The sequence below is a fragment of the Neisseria lactamica genome, from assembly GCF_901482445.1.
Classification (GTDB): domain Bacteria; phylum Pseudomonadota; class Gammaproteobacteria; order Burkholderiales; family Neisseriaceae; genus Neisseria; species Neisseria lactamica.
The window spans coordinates 493888-513138 of the sequence record NZ_LR590477.1 but is presented as its reverse complement, the minus strand read 5'-3'; the positions used below and the strand labels follow the sequence as shown (position 1 = coordinate 513138).

The window sequence follows — 19251 nt, the reverse complement described above, 5'->3', positions numbered from 1 at the left end:
GTGCAAAATTTTTGTTTTCAGTCGCAAATAACATTATTAAAAGTATAAGATTTTGCATATTCTAGTAGCAAACAACGTTGGAATTCACAGCGAAAGCCACGGCGGTTGCGGGCATCATTAAACTCAGGATACCGTTCCGAAGTAAAAAACGATTCCCTGCGCCTGCCGCTCCGTTTGGCGCAAGCTGCACCCGCGTTAGCCGCCTATGCCGTCTGAAAGCCCTTCAGACGGCATAATTTATTCTCCGAATCCGATGTAAATTCGGACACTATTTGCAACTTTATGACGATAAGCACGACCGGGCAGATATGGATCAACAACCGGTTATTGAAATTGCCGAATTTACACATAATAAATTTGTGGCGAATGGGTGGGTTAGAGAAGATTTTTTCCCAATTGAAAAATAACAACAAGCTGTTTATTGAAACCTATTTACGCCCGGTTAACTTTGCCGGTAACAATCAGGGTACGTTGTCAGTTTTTTATTGACAATTTAATTCAAATTTTCTATATTTTGTCCTTAACTATTCCTTACATTTCATCTAAGAAAACCCATCATGAACAAGCAATGCTACAAGGTTATCTTCAACAAGAAACGCAGTTGTATGATGGCTGTGGCAGAAAATGTTCATCGTGACGGCAAGAGTATGCAGGATAGTGAGGCGGCTTCGGTTCGAGTGACCGGCGCCGCTTCTGTTTCTTCTGCCCGGGCAGCCTTCGGTTTCCGTATGGCTGCCTTTTCTGTCATGTTGGCTTTGGGCGTTGCCGCGTTTTCCCCTGCCCCTGCTTCCGGCATCATTGCCGACAAATCCGCCCCTAAAAACCAACAAGCCGTTATTCTTCAGACGGCAAACGGTTTGCCGCAAGTCAATATTCAAACTCCGTCCTCCCAAGGCGTTTCTGTTAACCGGTTCAAGCAGTTCGATGTTGGTGGAAAAGGCGCAATACTGAACAACAGCCGCAGCAATACGCAAACGCAACTCGGTGGATGGATTCAAGGTAATCCCTATCTGGCACGCGGCGAAGCGCGGGTAATTGTGAACCAGATCGACAGCAGCAGCCCTTCGCTGTTGAACGGTTATATCGAAGTTGGCGGCAAACGTGCCGAGGTAATCATAGCCAATCCGTCGGGCATTCGCGTGAATGGCGGCGGATTGATTAATGCCGCTTCGGTTACGCTGACTTCGGGCGTTCCTGTTTTGAATAACGGCAATTTGACGGGCTTTGATGTTTCTTCGGGTAAAGTCGTGATTAGGGGCAAAGGTTTGGATACCTCCGATGCCGATTACACCCGTATCCTTAGTCGTGCTGCTGAAATCAATGCGGGCGTTTGGGGTAAAGATGTCAAGGTAGTTTCGGGTAAGAACAAATTGGATTTTGACGGCTCTCTTGCCGAAACAGCTTCTGCGCCATCTTCTTCGGATTCTGTTACTCCTACCGTTGCCATCGACACCGCCGCACTGGGTGGGATGTACGCAGACAAAATCACTTTAATCAGCACCGACAACGACGCCGTAATCCGCAACAAGGGTCGGATTTTTGCCGCAGCAGGCGGCGTTACGTTAAGCGCAGACGGCAAATTGAGCAACAGCGGTTCGATTGATGCTGCCGAAATCGCCATTGCCGCTCAAACCGTTGATAACCGCCAAGGCTTTATCCGCAGCGGTAAAGGCAGTGTATTGAAGGTCTCAGACGGCATAAATAATCAAGCAGGCTTAATCGGCTCGGCCGGTTTGCTGGATATTCACGATACAGGCAAAAGCAGCCTGCATATCAATAACACAGACGGCACGATTATTGCGGGCAAAGATGTCTCCTTACAGGCAAAATCACTGGACAACGACGGCATATTAACCGCCGCACGCGATGTTTCCGTTTCTCTTCATGATGATTTTACCGGCAAACGCGATATTGAAGCCGGACGCACACTCACGTTCTCCACCCAAGGCCGTCTGAAAAACACCCGCATCATACAGGCAGGCGATACCGTATCACTGACCGCTGCCCAAATCGACAACACTGTCTCCGGCAAAATCCAATCCGGAAACCGCACCGGGTTAAACGGCAAAAACGGCATCACCAACAGGGGCTTAATCAACAGCAACGGTATAACGCTGCTGCAAACCGGAGCCAAGTCGGACAATGCCGGCACGGGCAGAATTTACGGCAGCCGTGTGGCAGTTGAGGCAGATACCTTGTTGAACCGGGAAGAAACGGTCAACGGCGAAACCAAAGCAGCGGTGATTGCGGCGCGGGAGCGGTTGGATATTGGAGCCCGGGAAATTGAGAACCGAGAGGCGGCATTATTGTCCAGCTCCGGCGATCTTCATATCGGTTCTGCATTGAATGGAGGCCGACAGGCGCAAGGAGCAAATACATCACTGCACAACCGCAGTGCGGCAATCGAATCATCAGGCAATATCCGTATCGCTACAAAAGATTTGCAGAATACCAATGAGCATCTGCGTTTCCATACGGAAGAAACCCATCGCGAACACCGTATCGAATATCAGGCGGAAGGCAGAACAGAACGCTATCTGGAAGGTTCTCAAAAAGAGTCGGGCTGGGAAATATTTGAAGATGAGTCTTTACATATGCGGACTCCGGACGGCATCCCCCACTCTGTCTGGTACAAATACGATTACGAACGAATCACCGCCGAGAGCAAAATTACCGAATCCAAGCCCGGTCAAATCATCAGCGGCGGCAATTTGGTTTTAGATGCCGCCAAGCTGAAAAACCATAACAGCCGGATTATTGCCGGCGGCAGATTGATCGTCGGTACGCCCGAATCCGCATTGGACAATGATGAAACTTTGGGAACAAAAACCATAACCGATAAAGGGGACTTGCACCGTTACCACCGTCATCACAAGAAAGGGCGGGATTCTACTGGACACAGTCGGTCTCCCTACGAACCGGCTCCCGAAGTCAGCTCTATCCGTATGGGTATTTCAGCCTATAAAGGCTATGCACCCCAACAGGCATCTGATATATCCGGCACTGTTGTACCCGCTGTTGCCGAAAACGGCATCCATCCTACATTTACTCTGCCGAACAGCAGCTTGTTTGCCATTGCGCCAAACAACAAAGGCTATTTGATTGAAACCGACCCTGCCTTTACCGACTACCGCAAATGGCTGGGCAGCGGCTATATGCTCGCCGCACTGCAACAAGACCCGAACCATATCCACAAGCGTTTGGGCGACGGCTACTACGAGCAGAAACTGGTAAACGAACAAATCGCCAAGCTGACAGGCTACCGCCGCTTGGACGGTTATACCAATGACGAAGAGCAATTCAAGGCTTTGATGGATAACGGCATTACCATAGCCAAAGAATTGCAGCTTACTCCGGGTATTGCCCTGTCTGCCGAACAGGTTGCCCGTCTGACTTCCGACATTGTTTGGCTGGAAAACGAGACCGTTACCCTGCCCGACGGAACAACTCAAACCGTATTGAAACCCAAAGTCTATGTCCGCGCACGCCCTCAAGATATGAACGGACAAGGGGCGTTGCTGTCCGGCGGTGTTGTTGATATCGGCAGCGGCGCCATTGAAAACCGAGGCGGCTTAATTGCCGGTCGCGAAGCACTGATTTTAAACGCACAGAATATTAAAAATCTGCAAGGTGATTTGCAGGGCAAAAACATCTTCGCCGCAGCAGGCGGCGACATTACGAATACCGGCAGCATCGGCGCAGAAAACGCCCTGCTGCTCAAAGTGGGCGGCAATATCGAAAGCAGCAGCGAGACCCGCAGCAATCAGAATGAGCAAGGCTCGGTACGCAATATCGGCCGGGTGGCAGGCATTTATCTGACCGGCAGACAGAATGGAAGCGTCTTGCTGGATGCAGGCAACAATATCGTCCTGACGGCTTCCGAATTGACCAATCAATCTGAAGACGGTCAAACCGTACTGAATGCCGGCGGCGACATCCGCTCGGATACGACGGGCATTTCCCGCAATCAGAACACTATCTTTGATTCCGACAACTATGTGATTCGCAAAGAACAAAACGAAGTCGGCAGCACCATCCGCACACGAGGCAATCTCAGTCTGAATGCCCAAGAAGACATCCGTATCCGTGCAGCAGAGGTCGGCAGCGAACAAGGCCGTCTGAAACTGGCAGCCGGACGGGATATCAAAGTCGAATCCGGCAAAGCCCATACCGAAACCGAAGATGCCCTGAAATACACCGGTAGAAGCGGGGGCGGCACCAAACAGAAAATAACCCGCCATCTCAAGAACCAAAACGGACAGACCGTATCCGGCACGCTGGACGGCAAAGAAATCATACTGGTTTCAGGACGCGATATTACCGTTACCGGCAGCAATATCATTGCAGACAACCATACCGTCCTCTCGGCAAAAAACAATATCGTCCTTAAAGCAGCCGAAACACGCAGCCGCAGTGCCGAAATGAACAAAAAAGAAAAATCCGGTCTGATGGGCAGCGGCGGCATCGGCTTTACGGCGGGCAGCAAAAAAGACACGCAAACCAACCGATCCGAGACCGTCAGCCACACAGAAAGCGTCGTCGGCAGCCTGAACGGCAATACCCTGATTTCGGCAGGAAAACATTACACCCAAACCGGTTCGACCGTATCCTCGCCCCAAGGCGATGTCGGCATTTCCTCCGGAAAAATCAGCATCGATGCCGCACAAAACCGTTACAGCCAAGAGAGTAAGCAGGTTTACGAACAAAAAGGCGTAACCGTCGCCATTAGCGTTCCGGTTGTGAATACCGTAATGGGCGCGGTTGATGCCGTAAAAGCAGTCCAAACCCTCGGCAAAAGCAAAAACAGCCGGGTCAATGCGATGGCTGCCGCCAACGCCTTGAATAAAGGAATAGATTCCGGCGTGGCGCTCTATAATGCCGCCCGAAATCCCAAAGAAGCAGCCGGTCAGGGCATCAGCGTCTCCATTACCTACGGCGAACAGAAGAACATCTCCGAAAGCCGCATCAAAGGCACGCAGGTGCAAGAGGGCAAAATCACCGGCGGCGGCAAAGTTTCCCTGACTGCTTCAGGCGCAGGCAAAGACTCCGACATTACGATTGCCGGCTCCGATGTGTACGGCGGCAGAGGAACACTCCTCAAAGCAGAAAATGCCGTTCAGATTGAAGCCTCCCGCCAAACGCATCAGGAACGCAGCGAAAACAAATCCGCAGGCTTTAATGCCGGAGTCGCCATCGCCATCAACAAAGGCATCAGTTTCGGCTTCACAGCCGGAGCAAACTACGGCAAAGGTTACGGCAACGGCGACGAAACCGCCTACCGCAACAGCCATATCGGCAGCAAAGACAGCCAAACCGCTATTGAAAGCGGCGGCGATACCGTCATCAAAGGCGGGCAGCTTAAAGGCAAAGGCGTTGGCGTAACGGCAGAGAGTCTGCATATCGAAAGTTTGCAGGATACCGCCGTGTTTAAAGGCAAACAGGAAAATGTTTCCGCCCAAGTTACGGTAGGCTACGGCTTCAGTGCCGGCGGCAGCTATAACCGCTCGAAAAGCAGCTCGGATTATGCATCCGTCAACGAGCAAAGCGGTATCTTTGCAGGAGGAGACGGCTATCGGGTTCGCGTAAACGGCAAAACCGGATTGGTCGGTGCTGCCGTTGTTTCAGATGCCGACAAATCAAAAAACCTGCTGAAAACAAGCGAAATCTGGCATAAAGATATTCAAAACTATGCTTCGGCGGCGGCTTCCGCCTTGGGCTTGAGCGGCGGTTTTTCATACAGCCCGAAGCCTGCCGGCGGACAATATTCCACCAAAAAAGAAGCAGAAATCGGTAAAATCGGCGGCAAACCAGTCAGCCTGATGCGTTTTGACCAGGTTTCGGCGAAAGACGACGAGTTGAATGAAAAATATCGAAGTGAGCGTATTGAAAAAGGGGAAACCTTTAAAGAGGCAAATTTAAATCAAAACAACGCCGGCGGCTTGAAATTCGGTTTGAAGCAAAACGATATACACAGCAACGACAAATACGCCTTGGCAAAAATGGGTTTGGGCAATCTGTTGGGCAATGCCAAAGAATCAGAAAGCCGCCAATCCATTACCCGCTCCGTCATCAGTGAGGGAGATTGGCAAATTGTTTCCGCGCAGGGCAGGAAAAATATTGCCGGTATTGAAAAAGGCACTTCATCCGCACATAGGGCATTGGCAAAAGCAGACCGCGAAGGCTTGCTGAAAGAAGTCGAACTCAATAGGGATATTGCCAAAGAGTTTGTCAATGAGACGCTGATCGGCGGCATTGCAGACGAGGCCTACCGCAGCCAGTTTATTGCAGAACACCGCCTGATGACCTTTAAAATGGATGAAAACGGCGAGCCGATTGAAGATAAGCAGCTTGAAGAGGATATGAAAAAACAGTTTGACAACTCAGTAAAGTTGAAAAAAGAATTTGCCTCATCTACAGATTATTGGGAAGCCTATAAAGCCATGGGGGGAAATATCTATGAATTGCGCGAAGTATCCGACCAGGAACGGAAAAATCTGAAAACCGCCCGTTACACCGACCCGGAAACCGGCAAAACCGTCGAAAAAATCGTTGTCGGCGTCAACGGCATTTTCAATAATATCCAAGCGGCCGCCAAATTTGCCGCCCAACAATATGTGGGGCGTTTCAATCCCGAGAAAAACCGATATGAACGTGTCTATAAAAATGTTTATTTCCTGCACAATCCGGAAACCAATGGGCGGGGCTTTTCAAAATTGCCCGAAATCGCCGTTGCGGCCTTTCATAAAATGCTTGAAGGGGCAAAAATAGGCAATAAGACCATTATCGGATTGGGCAATTCAGGCTTGGCTTTGGGCAATATCATGGAAGACTACGGGAAAGATAAAAACGGTTTGTTTGTCGGCTCGCACAGCAGGGGAACCCTGGTGGTCGACAATGTACTCAATACCTTGAATACCCGAGCCAATCGGGATAAGAAAATTTTATCCAATACCGAACTGAAAATGGTCGGCCCTGCCGCCAACGTTGTCCGGGCAGATAAAAGGCTGTTTCAACTGCAGCAGGGGGTAACGACACCCAGAACGGCAGATTTCGCCCGTCAGTCCATCCAAATAGAAAACCACGAATTAGACCTTATCGGCATGCTGATTGGCAAGAATCCGGCAACAGTCGGAACCAATACCCGGCAAAAAAGCCAATGGCAGGCGATAAGGGATATTATAGGGGATTACACCTCGCCGCATAATTGCTACGGTATGGGTAATGATCGATGTGTAAACGATGGTTATAGAGATGACAAAAATAAACAAACCCAAAGTCCGACAGGTGTATTTGAAAGAGGAGTATCCAACGAAATCGAAATTATGTATCGTCCTGTACGCATTTATGATTTACAACATCCGAAAGGAAAAACAAAATGAAATATATCGTATCAATCTCTCTGGCTATGGGATTGGCTGCCTGTTCGTTTGGGGGATTCAAGCCTCCACCCGATGAATCGACATACTGGAAGTATTCTCGCCTTGAACAAGAATATCCGGCAACGATGAGTAAAAATATCAATTTACGCATATATTCTTATGAAGAATATAGCAAACAATTCGATGATTATTTTGCAAAAAAAAAGAAAGACATGAAAGATTGCGGCTATGACCCGATAGCCGGGGGAGGAGGAAGTGAAGCAAATGCCTGCCTGAGAAAAAAAGGCTGGTATCGTACGGGTTACGACCTTTATCCCGAAAACAAAAAATACGAATGGCCTCGCGAAAATTGAAACAAGGCTGCCTGAAGGGAAACTTTCAGGCAGCCTTGTTTTATTGTTTCGACAGCCCTTGAAACCTCATAATCCGTTTTCCTTTTTCACTCCCCCGGTGGTACAGCCACCTTATTTCACGTTCCGGAAACAGATGCACCAGCATTCTTTTCATCATACGGCTGTCGCCGAAAGGTGCGAACCAGTTGATAAGCCACATTCTGTTTCCGCTGCGCCGGTTTTCCGGGTGGCGCAGAACATCATCGGATTGGAGATATTGCCATTCGGTTTCTTCGTCGAAATAAGCCCAAGTGCAGTAGGCGACGGGGTGTCCGTTGCTGCTGAACAAGGCAAATTGCCCGTTTTTCAATACCGGCAAGATATTGACGGCGGCTTCTTGTACGCCGGCATGCCGATAAACAGGCGAAACTGCCCACAACCATACCAAAGCGCCGAATGCTTCGGTTTCATTGAATGCTTCCTGCGGGAACAGTTCCGGCGAAATAATATCGATATTTTCTATCTTCATGATTTTAAATTTAAGTTTTAATAAGGTTTGGAATAAATAGCGGATATTGACCCCGGCAGCCGTGCGCTTCGTCCTAAAATACCGGGCTTCTTCAAAGCTCCTGCCGCAAACACATCATACGACAGATTGCCCTTCGCATTAAACACACCCTCAAACCGACAGCCGCTCCAAGCAGCGTCTGTCCGGGCAGGCATGCCGTCTGAAAGCCCTTCAGACGGCATAATTTATTCCCAAAATCCGATAATCTCAAAAGAATCTGTCAGTTAATGAGAACGATTCATTATAAATTTTGATAAAAAACCGTGCCGTATTTGCTTTTCGCTATGGTTAATAAATGTAAATGTTCTTTATGGATGAGATGGATTCTTAGTTTTAGCAGCACAAAAAACCGATAAAAAACAGCATACTGATTTGGAAAGCATCAGCAAACCCACCCTATCTCTTTTGATAATTGTTTGTATTTTAAATAGAAAATTTGTCATGCCGACAGCTTTTGCATACAATGCACGCATCCCGAACAGTGCTACATCCACTGTTTAACCACACGAAACCCAAATTAAGAAAAGAGAAATATTATGCAAGGCAATCAAGCAGTTGTTGATTATATGAACGAATTGCTGTCCGGCGAGCTGGCGGCACGCGACCAATACTTCATCCACTCCCGCCTCTACTCCGAATGGGGCTACACCAAACTTTTTGAACGTCTCAATCACGAGATGGAAGAAGAAACCACACACGCCGAAGACTTCATCCGCCGCATCCTGATGCTGGGCGGCACGCCGAAAATGGCGCGCGCCGAGCTGAATATCGGCACGGACGTGGTTTCCTGCCTCAAAGCCGACCTGCAAACCGAATATGAAGTACGCGATGCGTTGAAAAAAGGCATCAAACTGTGCGAAGAGGCGCAAGACTATGTCAGCCGCGATTTGATGGTCGCCCAACTGAAAGATACCGAAGAAGACCACGCACACTGGTTGGAACAGCAGCTGCGCCTGATCGAGCTGATTGGTGAAGGCAACTACTACCAAAGCCAACTGTAATCCGTATTCGGAATAAAAGGAGTCCGTATGAAAGGCGACCGTTTGGTTATCCGCGAGCTGAACAAAAACTTAGGCTTGCTGCTGGTAACCATCAACCAATATTTCCTTCACGCCCGAATTTTGAAAAATTGGGGCTTTGAAGAACTGGGCGAACATTTCTTCAAACAGTCCATCGTTGAAATGAAAGCTGCCGACGATTTGATCGAGCGCATTCTGTTCCTCGAAGGTCTGCCGAACCTGCAAGAACTGGGCAAGCTTCTGATTGGCGAGTCCACCGAAGAAATCATTGCCTGCGATTTGACCAAAGAACAGGAAAAACACGAAGCCCTGCTTGCTGCCATCGCTACAGCAGAAGCGCAACAGGATTACGTCAGCCGCGATTTGTTGGAAAAACAAAAAGACACCAACGAAGAACACATCGACTGGCTCGAAACCCAGCAGGAACTGATCGGCAAAATCGGTTTGCCGAACTACCTGCAAACAGCGGCGCAAGAGGACTAAAACACAAACCACTGCCAAATATAGCAGTCCCCTGCACCATCAGACGGCATATCTGCATAAACGGATATGCCGTTTTTCTTTGCCGGTTTGCGAATAAAATCCAAATTGATTTGAATCAATACTCGATAACGGTTTTTGTTTGATAATACCAATATGAAATCTAGATTGCTTGTTTGCTGTTTCCCAATCTATCTTGATTTTATCTCTTTCCTCTTGATGTGTGTGTGTTTGGGTGTGGCTGCCGCCACCCCTTTTTTTTGGCTTTTATGTGAAGTAAAATCCGTAACAGCAAATGCTTAACTTTAACCATTTATCCGGAAACAAATGATGGGCAACAAATTGACTCTGCCTGCCGAACTGCCTGACGAACAGGATTTGCGGGCGGTATTGGCATACAATATGCGGCTTTTCCGCGTGAACAAGGGTTGGTCGCAAGAAGAATTGGCGCGGCAATGCGGTTTGGACAGGACTTATGTGTCGGCAGTCGAGCGCAAACGCTGGAACATCGCCCTGTCGAATATCGAAAAAATGGCGGCGGCTTTGGGCGTGGCGGCGTATCAGTTGCTGCTGCCGCCGCAGGAACGGTTGAACCTGATGACCAATTCCGCCGATACCCGACAAATGCCGTCTGAAAGCGGTATTTGACCACCGAACCACCCGCCTCCCTTTTTCCCGCCAATCGAAAGAATAAAAATGCCTGCAAACCTGTCTTCAGCACTGGAAACCTTCAAACAGCAGCGCGATACCGCCGAAGCGCATTATTTGAAAGCCAAGCGCGTGCCGGTATTTTTCAGAGAATACACGGCGGCAGTCGAAACCCTGCTGGCGGCATTGTGGGCAGAACATTTTCAAAACAGCGCGTTATGCCTGATGGCGGTAGGCGGCTTCGGGCGCGGCGAACTGTATCCTTGTTCGGATGTGGATTTGGCAGTGGTTTCACCCAATCCGCTTTCAGACGGCATTCAGGAACAGATTGCCCGGTTTGTCCAAACCCTGTGGGACTGCAAACTGATGCCGTCTGTAAAAAGCGGCGGCATTGACGAACTGTGCGAAAGCGTGCGCGACGATATTACGGGGGACACGGCGTTTTTAGAGGCCCGTTTTTTGTTCGGCAACCGCCAAACGGCGGACGAACTGGCGGAAAAAATGAACGCGCAGCGCAATGTGCCGGCGTTTGTCGAAGCGAAACTGGTGGAGATGGAACACCGCCACGCCAAATCGCAAGGCTCGGGGGCGGTATTGGAACCGAACATCAAAAGCTGCCCGGGCGGTCTGCGCGACATCCACACCCTGCTTTGGATAGCGAAGGCGCAAGGCTTGGCGGCCAACCTGCCCGACCTGCTCAAACAGCGGATTTTGACGCGTGCCGAAGCCGGTATGCTTTCGCACGGCTACCGCCGCCTCGCCCACATCCGCATCCGTCTGCATTTAAACGCCAAGCGCGCCGAAGACCGCCTGCTGTTCGATTTGCAGCCGCAAGTCGCCGAAAGTATGGGTTATCAAGATGAAAACCGCCGCCGTCAAAGCGAAGAACTGATGCGCGTGTTTTACCGTGCGGTCAAAACCGTCAAACAACTGAGCGGCATCCTCACGCCCATGCTGCGAAGCCGCGTTTCCTCCGCGCCGATGCGCGTTACCCTGCGGATTGACGACGACTATATCCAAGTCAACAACCAAATCGCCGCGCGGCACACCGATATTTTTTTGAGGCGGCCCGAACACATTTTCAAAGTCGTCGAAATCATGCAGCAGCGCAACGACATTACCGCGCTCGAACCGCAAACCCTGCGCGCCTGGTGGGGCGCGACGCGCAAAATCAACCGCAGCTTTTACCAAAATCCCGAAAACCGCCGCCGCTTCGCCGGTTTTTTCCGCAACGGCAACGGACTGACCCAAACCCTGCGCTTCCTCAATCTCTACGGCGTATTGGGACGCTACCTGCCCGCGTGGGAAAAAATCGTCGGCCTGCTCCAACACGACTTGTTCCACATCTATCCTGTGGACGACCACATCCTCACCGTCGTCCGCAACGTCCGCCGCCTTGCCTTGGATATGCACAGCCACGAGCTGCCCTACGCCTCTGCGCTGATGCAGTCCTTTGAAAAACAAGACATCCTCTATCTCGCCGCCTTCTTCCACGACATCGCCAAAGGACGCGGCGGCGACCACGCCATACAAGGCATCGCAGACGCGCGCCAATTTGCCGCCGACCACTTCCTGACCAAAGAAGAAAGCGACCTGCTCGCCTGGCTGGTCGAAAACCACCTCCTTATGTCTGCCGTCGCCCAAAAAGAAGACATCCAAGACCCCGACGTACTCGATGCCTTCTGCAAACGCGTGCAAACCCACGAACGCCTCAGCGCACTCTACCTCTTGACCATTTCCGACATACGCGGCACGAATCCCAAACTGTGGAACGCCTGGCGCGCCAGCCTGCTGGAAAGCCTGTTCCACGCCGCCGGACGCTGCCTCGCAGGCAACGGCGGCAACCCGCACGCCCTCTTCGGCCGCCGCCGGCAGGAAGCCGCCGAATTGCTCACTCGCGCCGCCGTCCCCGAAAAACAGCAGAAAAAACTATGGAACGCGCTCGGTTCCGCCTACTTCGCCCGCCACCAGTCCCGCGAAATCCTGTGGCACGCCGCCAACCTCGTACACGATTTTGAAACCCCCATCGTCCGCAGCCGCATCCTGCCCCAAAGCGACAGCTTCCAAGTGATGGTCTTTATGCCCAACGGCCCGCGCCTGTTCGCCCGCCTCTGCCGCATCTTCAGCCGCCACGGCTTCGACATTCTCGCCGCCCGCGCCTTCATCACCGAACACGACTACATCCTCGACACCTTCATCGTGCAAATCCCCTCGCAGCACGCCCCCGAAGACTACCCCGACATCCAAAGCGCGCTCGAAGCCGAACTCAACAGCTTTATCCACGGACACACCGTTGCCGAAACCCAAAGCCGCAGCCGCCGCATCAGCCGCCGCAGCCGCTATATGCCGATCGCACCGAGCATCACCATCACTCCCGAAGAAGACTATCCCGACTGGTATTCCGTCGAAATCACCGCCGTCAACCGCCCCTTCCTGCTCGCCGATATGGCGGAAGTCTTTTTCGCCCACAACGTCAGCCTGCGCTACGCCAAAATCTCCACGTTGGACGAACGCGCCGAAGACAGTTTTACCGTTTTCAGCCCTGATTTGAACAACCCCAAAATCCAGTCCTCATTGAAGCAGACGCTGCTGGAACAATTATCATAACGCCTGCCTTCAGACGGCATTCCGCCGCCGCGCCGTATGCCGCCTGAAGGCGGGGATATTGCAAACAATATAAACTGTCAAGCCGCCGGCAACGTGCTATAATGCCGTGCATCTTGCACAAACTGAAAGACCGAGCATTATGCGTATCGTAGAAAAAGCCTATACTTTCGACGATGTTTTGTTGGTTCCCGCACATTCGACCGTGCTGCCGCGAGACGTTAAACTTCAAACCAAGCTCACCCGCGAAATCACACTCAACCTCCCCCTGCTTTCCGCCGCGATGGACACTGTTACCGAGGCGCGCCTCGCCATTTCGATGGCACAGGAAGGCGGCATCGGCATCATCCATAAAAACATGCCGCCCGAAATGCAGGCGCGCGCCGTTTCCAAAGTAAAACGCCACGAAAGCGGCGTGGTCAAAGACCCCGTAACCGTTGCGCCGACAACGCTCATCCGCGAAGTCTTGGAAATGCGCGCGCAGCGCAAACGCAAAATGTCCGGCCTGCCCGTCGTTGAAAACGGCAAAGTCGCCGGCATCGTAACCAACCGCGACCTGCGTTTTGAAAACCGCGTCGATTTGCCCGTTTCCGCCATTATGACCCCGCGCGAACGCTTGGTTACCGTCCCCGAAGGCACAAGCATAGACGAAGCGCGCGAACTGATGCACACGCATAAAGTCGAGCGCGTTTTAGTCTTGAACGAAAAAGACGAGCTTAAAGGCTTGATTACCGTCAAAGATATTTTAAAAACCACCGAATTTCCCAACGCCAACAAAGACTCCGAAGGCCGTCTGCGCGTCGGTGCGGCAGTCGGCACCGGCGGCGATACCGAAGAACGCGTCAAAGCCTTGGTCGAAGCAGGCGCGGACGTAATTGTCGTCGATACTGCCCACGGACACAGCCAAGGCGTAATCGATCGCGTTCGCTGGGTCAAAGAAACTTATCCGCACATCCAAGTCATCGGCGGCAACATCGCTACCGCCAAAGCCGCTTTGGATTTGGTTGCCGCCGGCGCGGATGCCGTCAAAGTCGGTATCGGTCCGGGTTCGATTTGCACCACCCGTATCGTGGCAGGCGTGGGCGTGCCGCAACTGACCGCCATCCACAACGTCGCCGAAGCCCTCAAAGGCACAGGCGTTCCCCTGATTGCCGACGGCGGCATCCGCTTCTCCGGCGACATCGCCAAAGCCCTCGCCGCAGGCGCGTACAGCGTAATGCTCGGCGGTATGTTTGCCGGTACGGAAGAAGCACCGGGCGAAATCGAACTCTATCAAGGCCGCTCGTACAAATCCTATCGCGGTATGGGTTCATTGGGCGCGATGAGCCAAGGTTCTGCCGACCGCTACTTCCAAGACAAAACCGACAGCACCGACAAATACGTCCCCGAAGGCATCGAAGGCCGCGTTCCTTACAAAGGCCCGATTGTGAACATCATCCACCAGCTGACCGGCGGTCTGCGTTCCAGTATGGGTTATTTGGGTTGCGCCAATATTGCCGAAATGCACGAAAAAGCCGAATTTGTGGAAATCACTTCCGCAGGTATGAGCGAATCACACGTTCACGACGTTCAAATCACTAAAGAAGCACCGAACTACCACCGCTGATTCAAGCCATCTTTATTAAAATGCCGTCTGAAGCCCTGTTTTCAGGTTTCAGACGGCATTTTTGTTTGTTGAAGGCAAACCGCACGGGCTGATTGTGCGGACGGGCAAAGCCATTCGGACAGACGCACCGGAAGAATGAAAATGCCGTCTGAACGCCGTTTGAGCCACGTCTGCCGAATACCGCCGGCCTTTAAAACGGCGGTGGAAATAAACGCAATCTTTCAATACGGGCGTTTCGATTGGCCTGAAATGATGCGCCGGCCGCCATATCAAAAAATCGGGTGGAGGCTTCGGGAAAATATGCCCCGCCTCCTCAAGTCGCCCTGCCGGAATTATGATTTGCCTTTCCGTTTTTTAACCTTCATCGAAACCGGTTTCTTTGCCTTTTTCCCCGATTCGGCGGCGGCTGACCCGCCCCTTTCCCTTACTTTGCCGCCCCGGGCTGTTTTTTTCTCGGCGGCGGTTTTCGGTTTCCCTTTCCCCGCCGCCCCTGCCGGTTTGGCAGATGCGGATGATTTGACCTTCCGCCGCCTGCCGCTTCCGCCTGCAATCAGGACAAAATCGATTTTTCCGTCATCCAAATCGGCGCGCGCGACCCGGACGGCAACCCTGTCCCCCATATTGAAACGGATGCCGCTGCGTTCGCCCTCTATCGCCATAATTTCGGGGCGGAAGTTGAAATAATCTTCGCCCAAATCGCTGATATGTACCAAACCGTCGATATAAATATCGTCCAAAGTCACAAATATTCCAAAATTTGCCACTCCCGAAATTTTGCCTTCAAATATTTCGCCGACCTTATCGCGCATATAATAAGTTTTCAGCCAATTTTCCACATCGCGGGCGGCATCGTCGGCACGGCGTTCGCAAAACGAAGTATGCACGCCCAAAGCCTGCCAGCTTTTACCCGGTTCATAATTTTGTCCATTTAAAATCGCCTTGATGGCGCGGTGGACGGTTAAATCAGGATAACGGCGAATAGGCGAAGTAAAATGGGCATATGCTTCATAAGCCAAACCGAAATGCCCTTCGCAATGCGGTTCGTAAACCGCCTGCCGCATAGAGCGCAACATCATCACTTGCAGCAACTCGGCATCCGGCCTGCCTTTGAATTGTCCGGCAAGCGCGGCATAGTCTTTCGGCGACGGGTTGTTGTCGCCGCCAAGTTGAAGCCCCAACAGACCGAGCTGTTCGCGCAAGGCGGCGAGTTTTTCGGGCGTGGGGCCCAAATGGTTGCGGAACAATGCGGTATGCTTGTTTTTCAACAGAAAATCCGCCGCGCAAACGTTTGCCGCCAACATACATTCCTCAATCAGCTTGTGGGCATCGTTGCGGACAACGGGCACGATTTTTTCAATCTTGCCGTTGCCGTCGAAAAGCATTTGCGTTTCTATGCTTTCAAACTCCACCGCCCCGCGCGCCAGACGTTTTTTCTGCAAAATTTTAAACAGCTTATAAAGCGTGTCGATTTGGGTTTTGAACGGATGCCCGATGCCGTCTGAAAGCCATTTCCAAACTTGGTTGTAAGTCAGCCTTGCGTGGGAGCGCATCACGGCGGGATAAAATTGATATTCCTTGACATTGCCCGCGTAAGTGACGGTCATATCGCACACCATACACAAACGCTCCACATCCGGATTGAGCGAGCAAATGCCGTTGGACAGGTTTTCCGGCAGCATCGGAATCACACGGCGCGGGAAATAAACGCTGGTACTGCGTTCCTGCGCGTCCATATCGATCGCATCATCGGGACGGACATAATGGCTGACATCGGCAATCGCCACGACCAAACGGTAATTGCGCCCGATTTTCTCGGCAAACACCGCATCGTCGAAATCGCGCGCCGTTTCGCCGTCTATCGTTACCAAAGGCAAATCGCGCAAATCGACGCGGCCTTTCAAATCGCTTTTGCGTACATGGCCGGGGATTTTTTTCGCGGCTTTGGCACACGCTTCACTGAATTGGTGCGGCAAATGGTGTTTACGCACGGCGATTTCGATTTCCATACCGCTGTCGGCATAATCGCCCAAAACTTCGATGATTTTCGCCACTGCCGGGCGGTTTGCTTCAGGATAAGCCTCGATTTCACCGACGATGACCTGACCGGATTCGGGCTTGAAACGCGCCACGCTGTCGGGTTCCAAGACAATGCTTTGGTTCAGGCGTTTGTCTTCCGCTTCCAAAACCGCCACGCCGCGATCCATATAGAAACGCCCGACCACTTTGCTTTGCGCGCGTTCGACAATATCCAAAACCACCGCTTCCCGCCGCCCCCTGCGGTCGATGCCGGCAGGACGAACAGTGACAATATCGCCGTGCATAATGCCGCGCATCTGGCGTTCGTACAAAACAAAATCACCGTCTTTGGCGGGCGTGAGCGGCACGGCGAAACCGAAGCCGTCTTTGTGCGCCTCGACACAGCATTTGACCAAATCCAATTTGTCCGCCGCGCAAACCGCGCCCCGGCGGTTGATTAAAACCTGACCGTCCCGCGCCATCGCCTTCAGACGGCGTTCAAAAAAGACATACTCGTCTTCCGTAATCGAAAGCTCGCGCGCAAGCGATTCGATTTTTGAAGGTACACCTTTACGTTCAAGCAGCTCGACAATCCATTCCCGACTGGGCAAAGGATGCTCGTAACGCTGTTTTTCACGACTTAAAAACGGGTCTTTTTCCCGTAAATTTAAAAATTTAATATTTTTATTCATTTTGACCGTTGACATTCTTTTTATGGACTATATAATAGCGACTTCTTTTGCGGAGGCACACTGTACCGCAAAATACTCAATAAAGCAAAGCCCGGGTGGCGGAATTGGTAGACGCGCCAGCTTCAGGTGCTGGTATCCTCACGGGTGTGGAAGTTCGAGTCTTCTCCCGGGCACCAAATCAAATGCTTTGCTTTATTTCAATATTTAGATTGCCCAGGTGGCGGAATTGGTAGACGCGCCAGCTTCAGGTGCTGGTATCCTCACGGGTGTGGAAGTTCGAGTCTTCTCTTGGGCACCAAATAACAAATTATCCCGATTGGGATAATTTCCGCCATTAGAGAGGTGGATGAGTGGTTTAAGTCGCACGCCTGGAAAGCGTGTATACGTGAATAGCGTATCGAGGGTTCGAATCCCTTCCTCTCTGCCAAATACGAATCCCAAACTTTTACAGTTTGGGATTTTTTGTTACTTACGTATTGATTTTATTGCGTAAAATCAGCTACAACCTATTACCCTACGTTACCATTGATTACTATCCGTTACCGTTTTTTTATGGTATGTTTTATGGTACGTTTTAACCACTTTCCCCCGTACCACAAAAATGCCAAAAATAATCACCCCACTTACTGCCGCCCAAGTAAAAAACGCCAAGCCCAAAGACAGGCTGTACAAGCTGGCGGATGGCGGCGGGCTGGCGTTATGGGTTAAGCCGAACGGATCTAAGGTTTGGCGGTTTTCTTTCAACGGCGAAAACGGTAAACCGCAAACGCTGACATTGGGCGCGTATCCCCTATTCAGTCTCGTGCAGGCGCGGGAATGGCGGGACGAACAGAAGCGGAAGCTCGCGTTGGGGCAAAACATCAAACGTGTAAAGGTACGGACGGCATACACCTTGGAGAAAATCGCCCGTGAATGGCACGGAAAATGGCGCAAGGATATGGCTGAAAAATATACAGTCCAAGTTATGCGCAATTTTGAGCGGTATATTTTCCCCGTTATTGGAAACCGCGATATAAGACAAATCAAGACGATAGATGTTGTCGAATGCTTGCGCATTATGGAGCAGCGTGGCATTGCCGACAGCTTGCGGAAAACTAAAAACAGCCTGAATCTGGTTTTTTCCTATGCCGTGGGCAGCGGACTGATTGAGTATAACCCTGTTTTACAAATCGGCAAACAGGTGTTTGAAAAACCAAAAAATCAGCATATGGCAGCCCTACCCCCTTCAGAGCTTCCGCTCCTGATAGATTTTTTAGAGCAGCGCAACGGGTTTGCCAATCCGACCAACCGCCTGAAAATCACGCCGACGACACGGCTTGCTATCTATTGGCTGCTGCTGACTATGACGCGCGTACAAGAAACCGCACTGGCACGATGGGATGAAATAGATGAGAAATCGGGTCAGTGGATTATACCGGCGGAACGGAAAAAAGAACGCAGAGAGCATATCGTCCCCCTCTCCACTGCTATGAAGCTGATATTGCAGCAGGCGCGGGAACTGAACGTGAACGGCGTATATCTGTTTGAAAGCTACAATTACCGAAGCCACATCAACAGGGAAGCTCCGCGTATGGCAATGCAGCGTGCAGGCTTGAAAACGACCGCCCACGGCTTGAGAAGCCTTGCCAGAACGTATTTGCGCGAAGAGTTGAACATCGACAACGACGTTGCCGAGAAACTGCTTGCACACTCTCTCGGCACAAAAACGCAAACCGCCTACAACCGTTCCGAACTGCTGAAAGAGCGGGGAGAAGCATTAGAAAAATGGGGAAATGTCATTTTGACGATGATGGGCAATTCACAACAAGAGTAACGCCGGTGTGTGAAACTTTTGCCGTTTTTTTGACAGCCGATTAAAAGCCGCCTGATTTTTCTGGCGTCATAGCGTTTCAACATTTCAAAATACA

The 19251-nt window shown here is 51.3% G+C and carries 12 protein-coding genes and 3 tRNA genes; 12 read left to right on the top strand and 3 right to left on the bottom strand.

From position 1 onward, the window contains the following. Positions 1–272 precede the first annotated feature (272 nt). From FGL10_RS12750 to FGL10_RS02860, 3 genes are all read left to right on the top strand, one after another. Positions 273–407 (top strand): hypothetical protein, encoded by a 135-nt coding sequence (locus FGL10_RS12750; RefSeq protein ID WP_003714281.1) that lies wholly within the window; start codon positions 273–275, stop codon positions 405–407. A 150-nt stretch (positions 408–557) separates the two neighbouring features. Beyond that, complete coding sequence (locus FGL10_RS02865) at positions 558–7379, top strand: two-partner secretion domain-containing protein (protein ID WP_003710279.1); 6822 nt, start codon at positions 558–560, stop codon at positions 7377–7379. After that, complete coding sequence (locus tag FGL10_RS02860; protein WP_036475047.1) at positions 7376–7732, top strand: hypothetical protein; 357 nt, start codon at positions 7376–7378, stop codon at positions 7730–7732. Before FGL10_RS02865 ends, FGL10_RS02860 begins: the two co-directional genes overlap by 4 nt. Positions 7733–7772: 40 nt before the next feature. Here FGL10_RS02860 and FGL10_RS02855 read toward each other — a convergent pair whose 3' ends face one another. Continuing rightward, positions 7773–8240 (bottom strand): protein-lysine palmitoyltransferase, encoded by a 468-nt coding sequence (locus FGL10_RS02855; protein WP_003710273.1) that lies wholly within the window; start codon positions 8238–8240, stop codon positions 7773–7775. Positions 8241–8257: 17 nt separating this feature from the next. Continuing rightward, positions 8258–8461: a hypothetical protein gene (locus tag FGL10_RS02850; RefSeq protein ID WP_002222444.1), complete on the bottom strand. Its 204-nt coding sequence runs from the start codon at positions 8459–8461 to the stop codon at positions 8258–8260. A gap of 354 nt (positions 8462–8815) precedes the next feature. Here FGL10_RS02850 and bfr (FGL10_RS02840) point away from each other — a divergent pair, with 354 nt between their 5' ends. The 5 genes from bfr (FGL10_RS02840) (at position 8816) to guaB (ending at position 14636) form a co-directional block, all read left to right on the top strand. Further along, positions 8816–9280, top strand: coding sequence for a bacterioferritin (gene bfr / locus FGL10_RS02840; protein ID WP_002222445.1), 465 nt, complete (start codon positions 8816–8818; stop codon positions 9278–9280). Positions 9281–9307: 27 nt separating this feature from the next. Further along, positions 9308–9781: a bacterioferritin gene (gene bfr, locus FGL10_RS02835; RefSeq protein WP_002213535.1), complete on the top strand. Its 474-nt coding sequence runs from the start codon at positions 9308–9310 to the stop codon at positions 9779–9781. Positions 9782–10105: 324 nt separating this feature from the next. Further along, a complete protein-coding gene (locus FGL10_RS02825; RefSeq protein WP_003710267.1) occupies positions 10106–10426 on the top strand; it encodes a helix-turn-helix domain-containing protein in 321 nt (106 codons plus the stop codon). A gap of 48 nt (positions 10427–10474) precedes the next feature. Then, on the top strand, positions 10475–13033 hold the full coding sequence (gene glnD / locus FGL10_RS02820; RefSeq protein ID WP_003710265.1) for a [protein-PII] uridylyltransferase: 2559 nt from the start codon (positions 10475–10477) through the stop codon (positions 13031–13033). A gap of 139 nt (positions 13034–13172) precedes the next feature. Beyond that, the gene (gene guaB / locus FGL10_RS02815; RefSeq protein ID WP_002250181.1) at positions 13173–14636 is read left to right on the top strand and encodes an IMP dehydrogenase; all 1464 of its coding nucleotides are present in this window, start codon (positions 13173–13175) and stop codon (positions 14634–14636) included. A gap of 332 nt (positions 14637–14968) precedes the next feature. Here guaB and rnr read toward each other — a convergent pair whose 3' ends face one another. Then, on the bottom strand, positions 14969–17344 hold the full coding sequence (gene rnr / locus FGL10_RS02805) for a ribonuclease R (RefSeq protein WP_036475301.1): 2376 nt from the start codon (positions 17342–17344) through the stop codon (positions 14969–14971). A gap of 89 nt (positions 17345–17433) precedes the next feature. On the opposite strand from rnr, the gene FGL10_RS02800 reads away from it, so the two are divergent. From FGL10_RS02800 to FGL10_RS02785, 4 genes are all read left to right on the top strand, one after another. Then, positions 17434–17520 (top strand) — tRNA-Leu (locus FGL10_RS02800). Positions 17521–17555: 35 nt separating this feature from the next. Further along, positions 17556–17642: transfer RNA gene (locus FGL10_RS02795), tRNA-Leu, on the top strand. A 38-nt stretch (positions 17643–17680) separates the two neighbouring features. Further along, positions 17681–17771 (top strand) — tRNA-Ser (locus tag FGL10_RS02790). A gap of 174 nt (positions 17772–17945) precedes the next feature. Further along, the gene (locus FGL10_RS02785) at positions 17946–19157 is read left to right on the top strand and encodes a tyrosine-type recombinase/integrase (RefSeq protein WP_003711059.1); all 1212 of its coding nucleotides are present in this window, start codon (positions 17946–17948) and stop codon (positions 19155–19157) included. Positions 19158–19251: the final 94 nt, after the last annotated feature.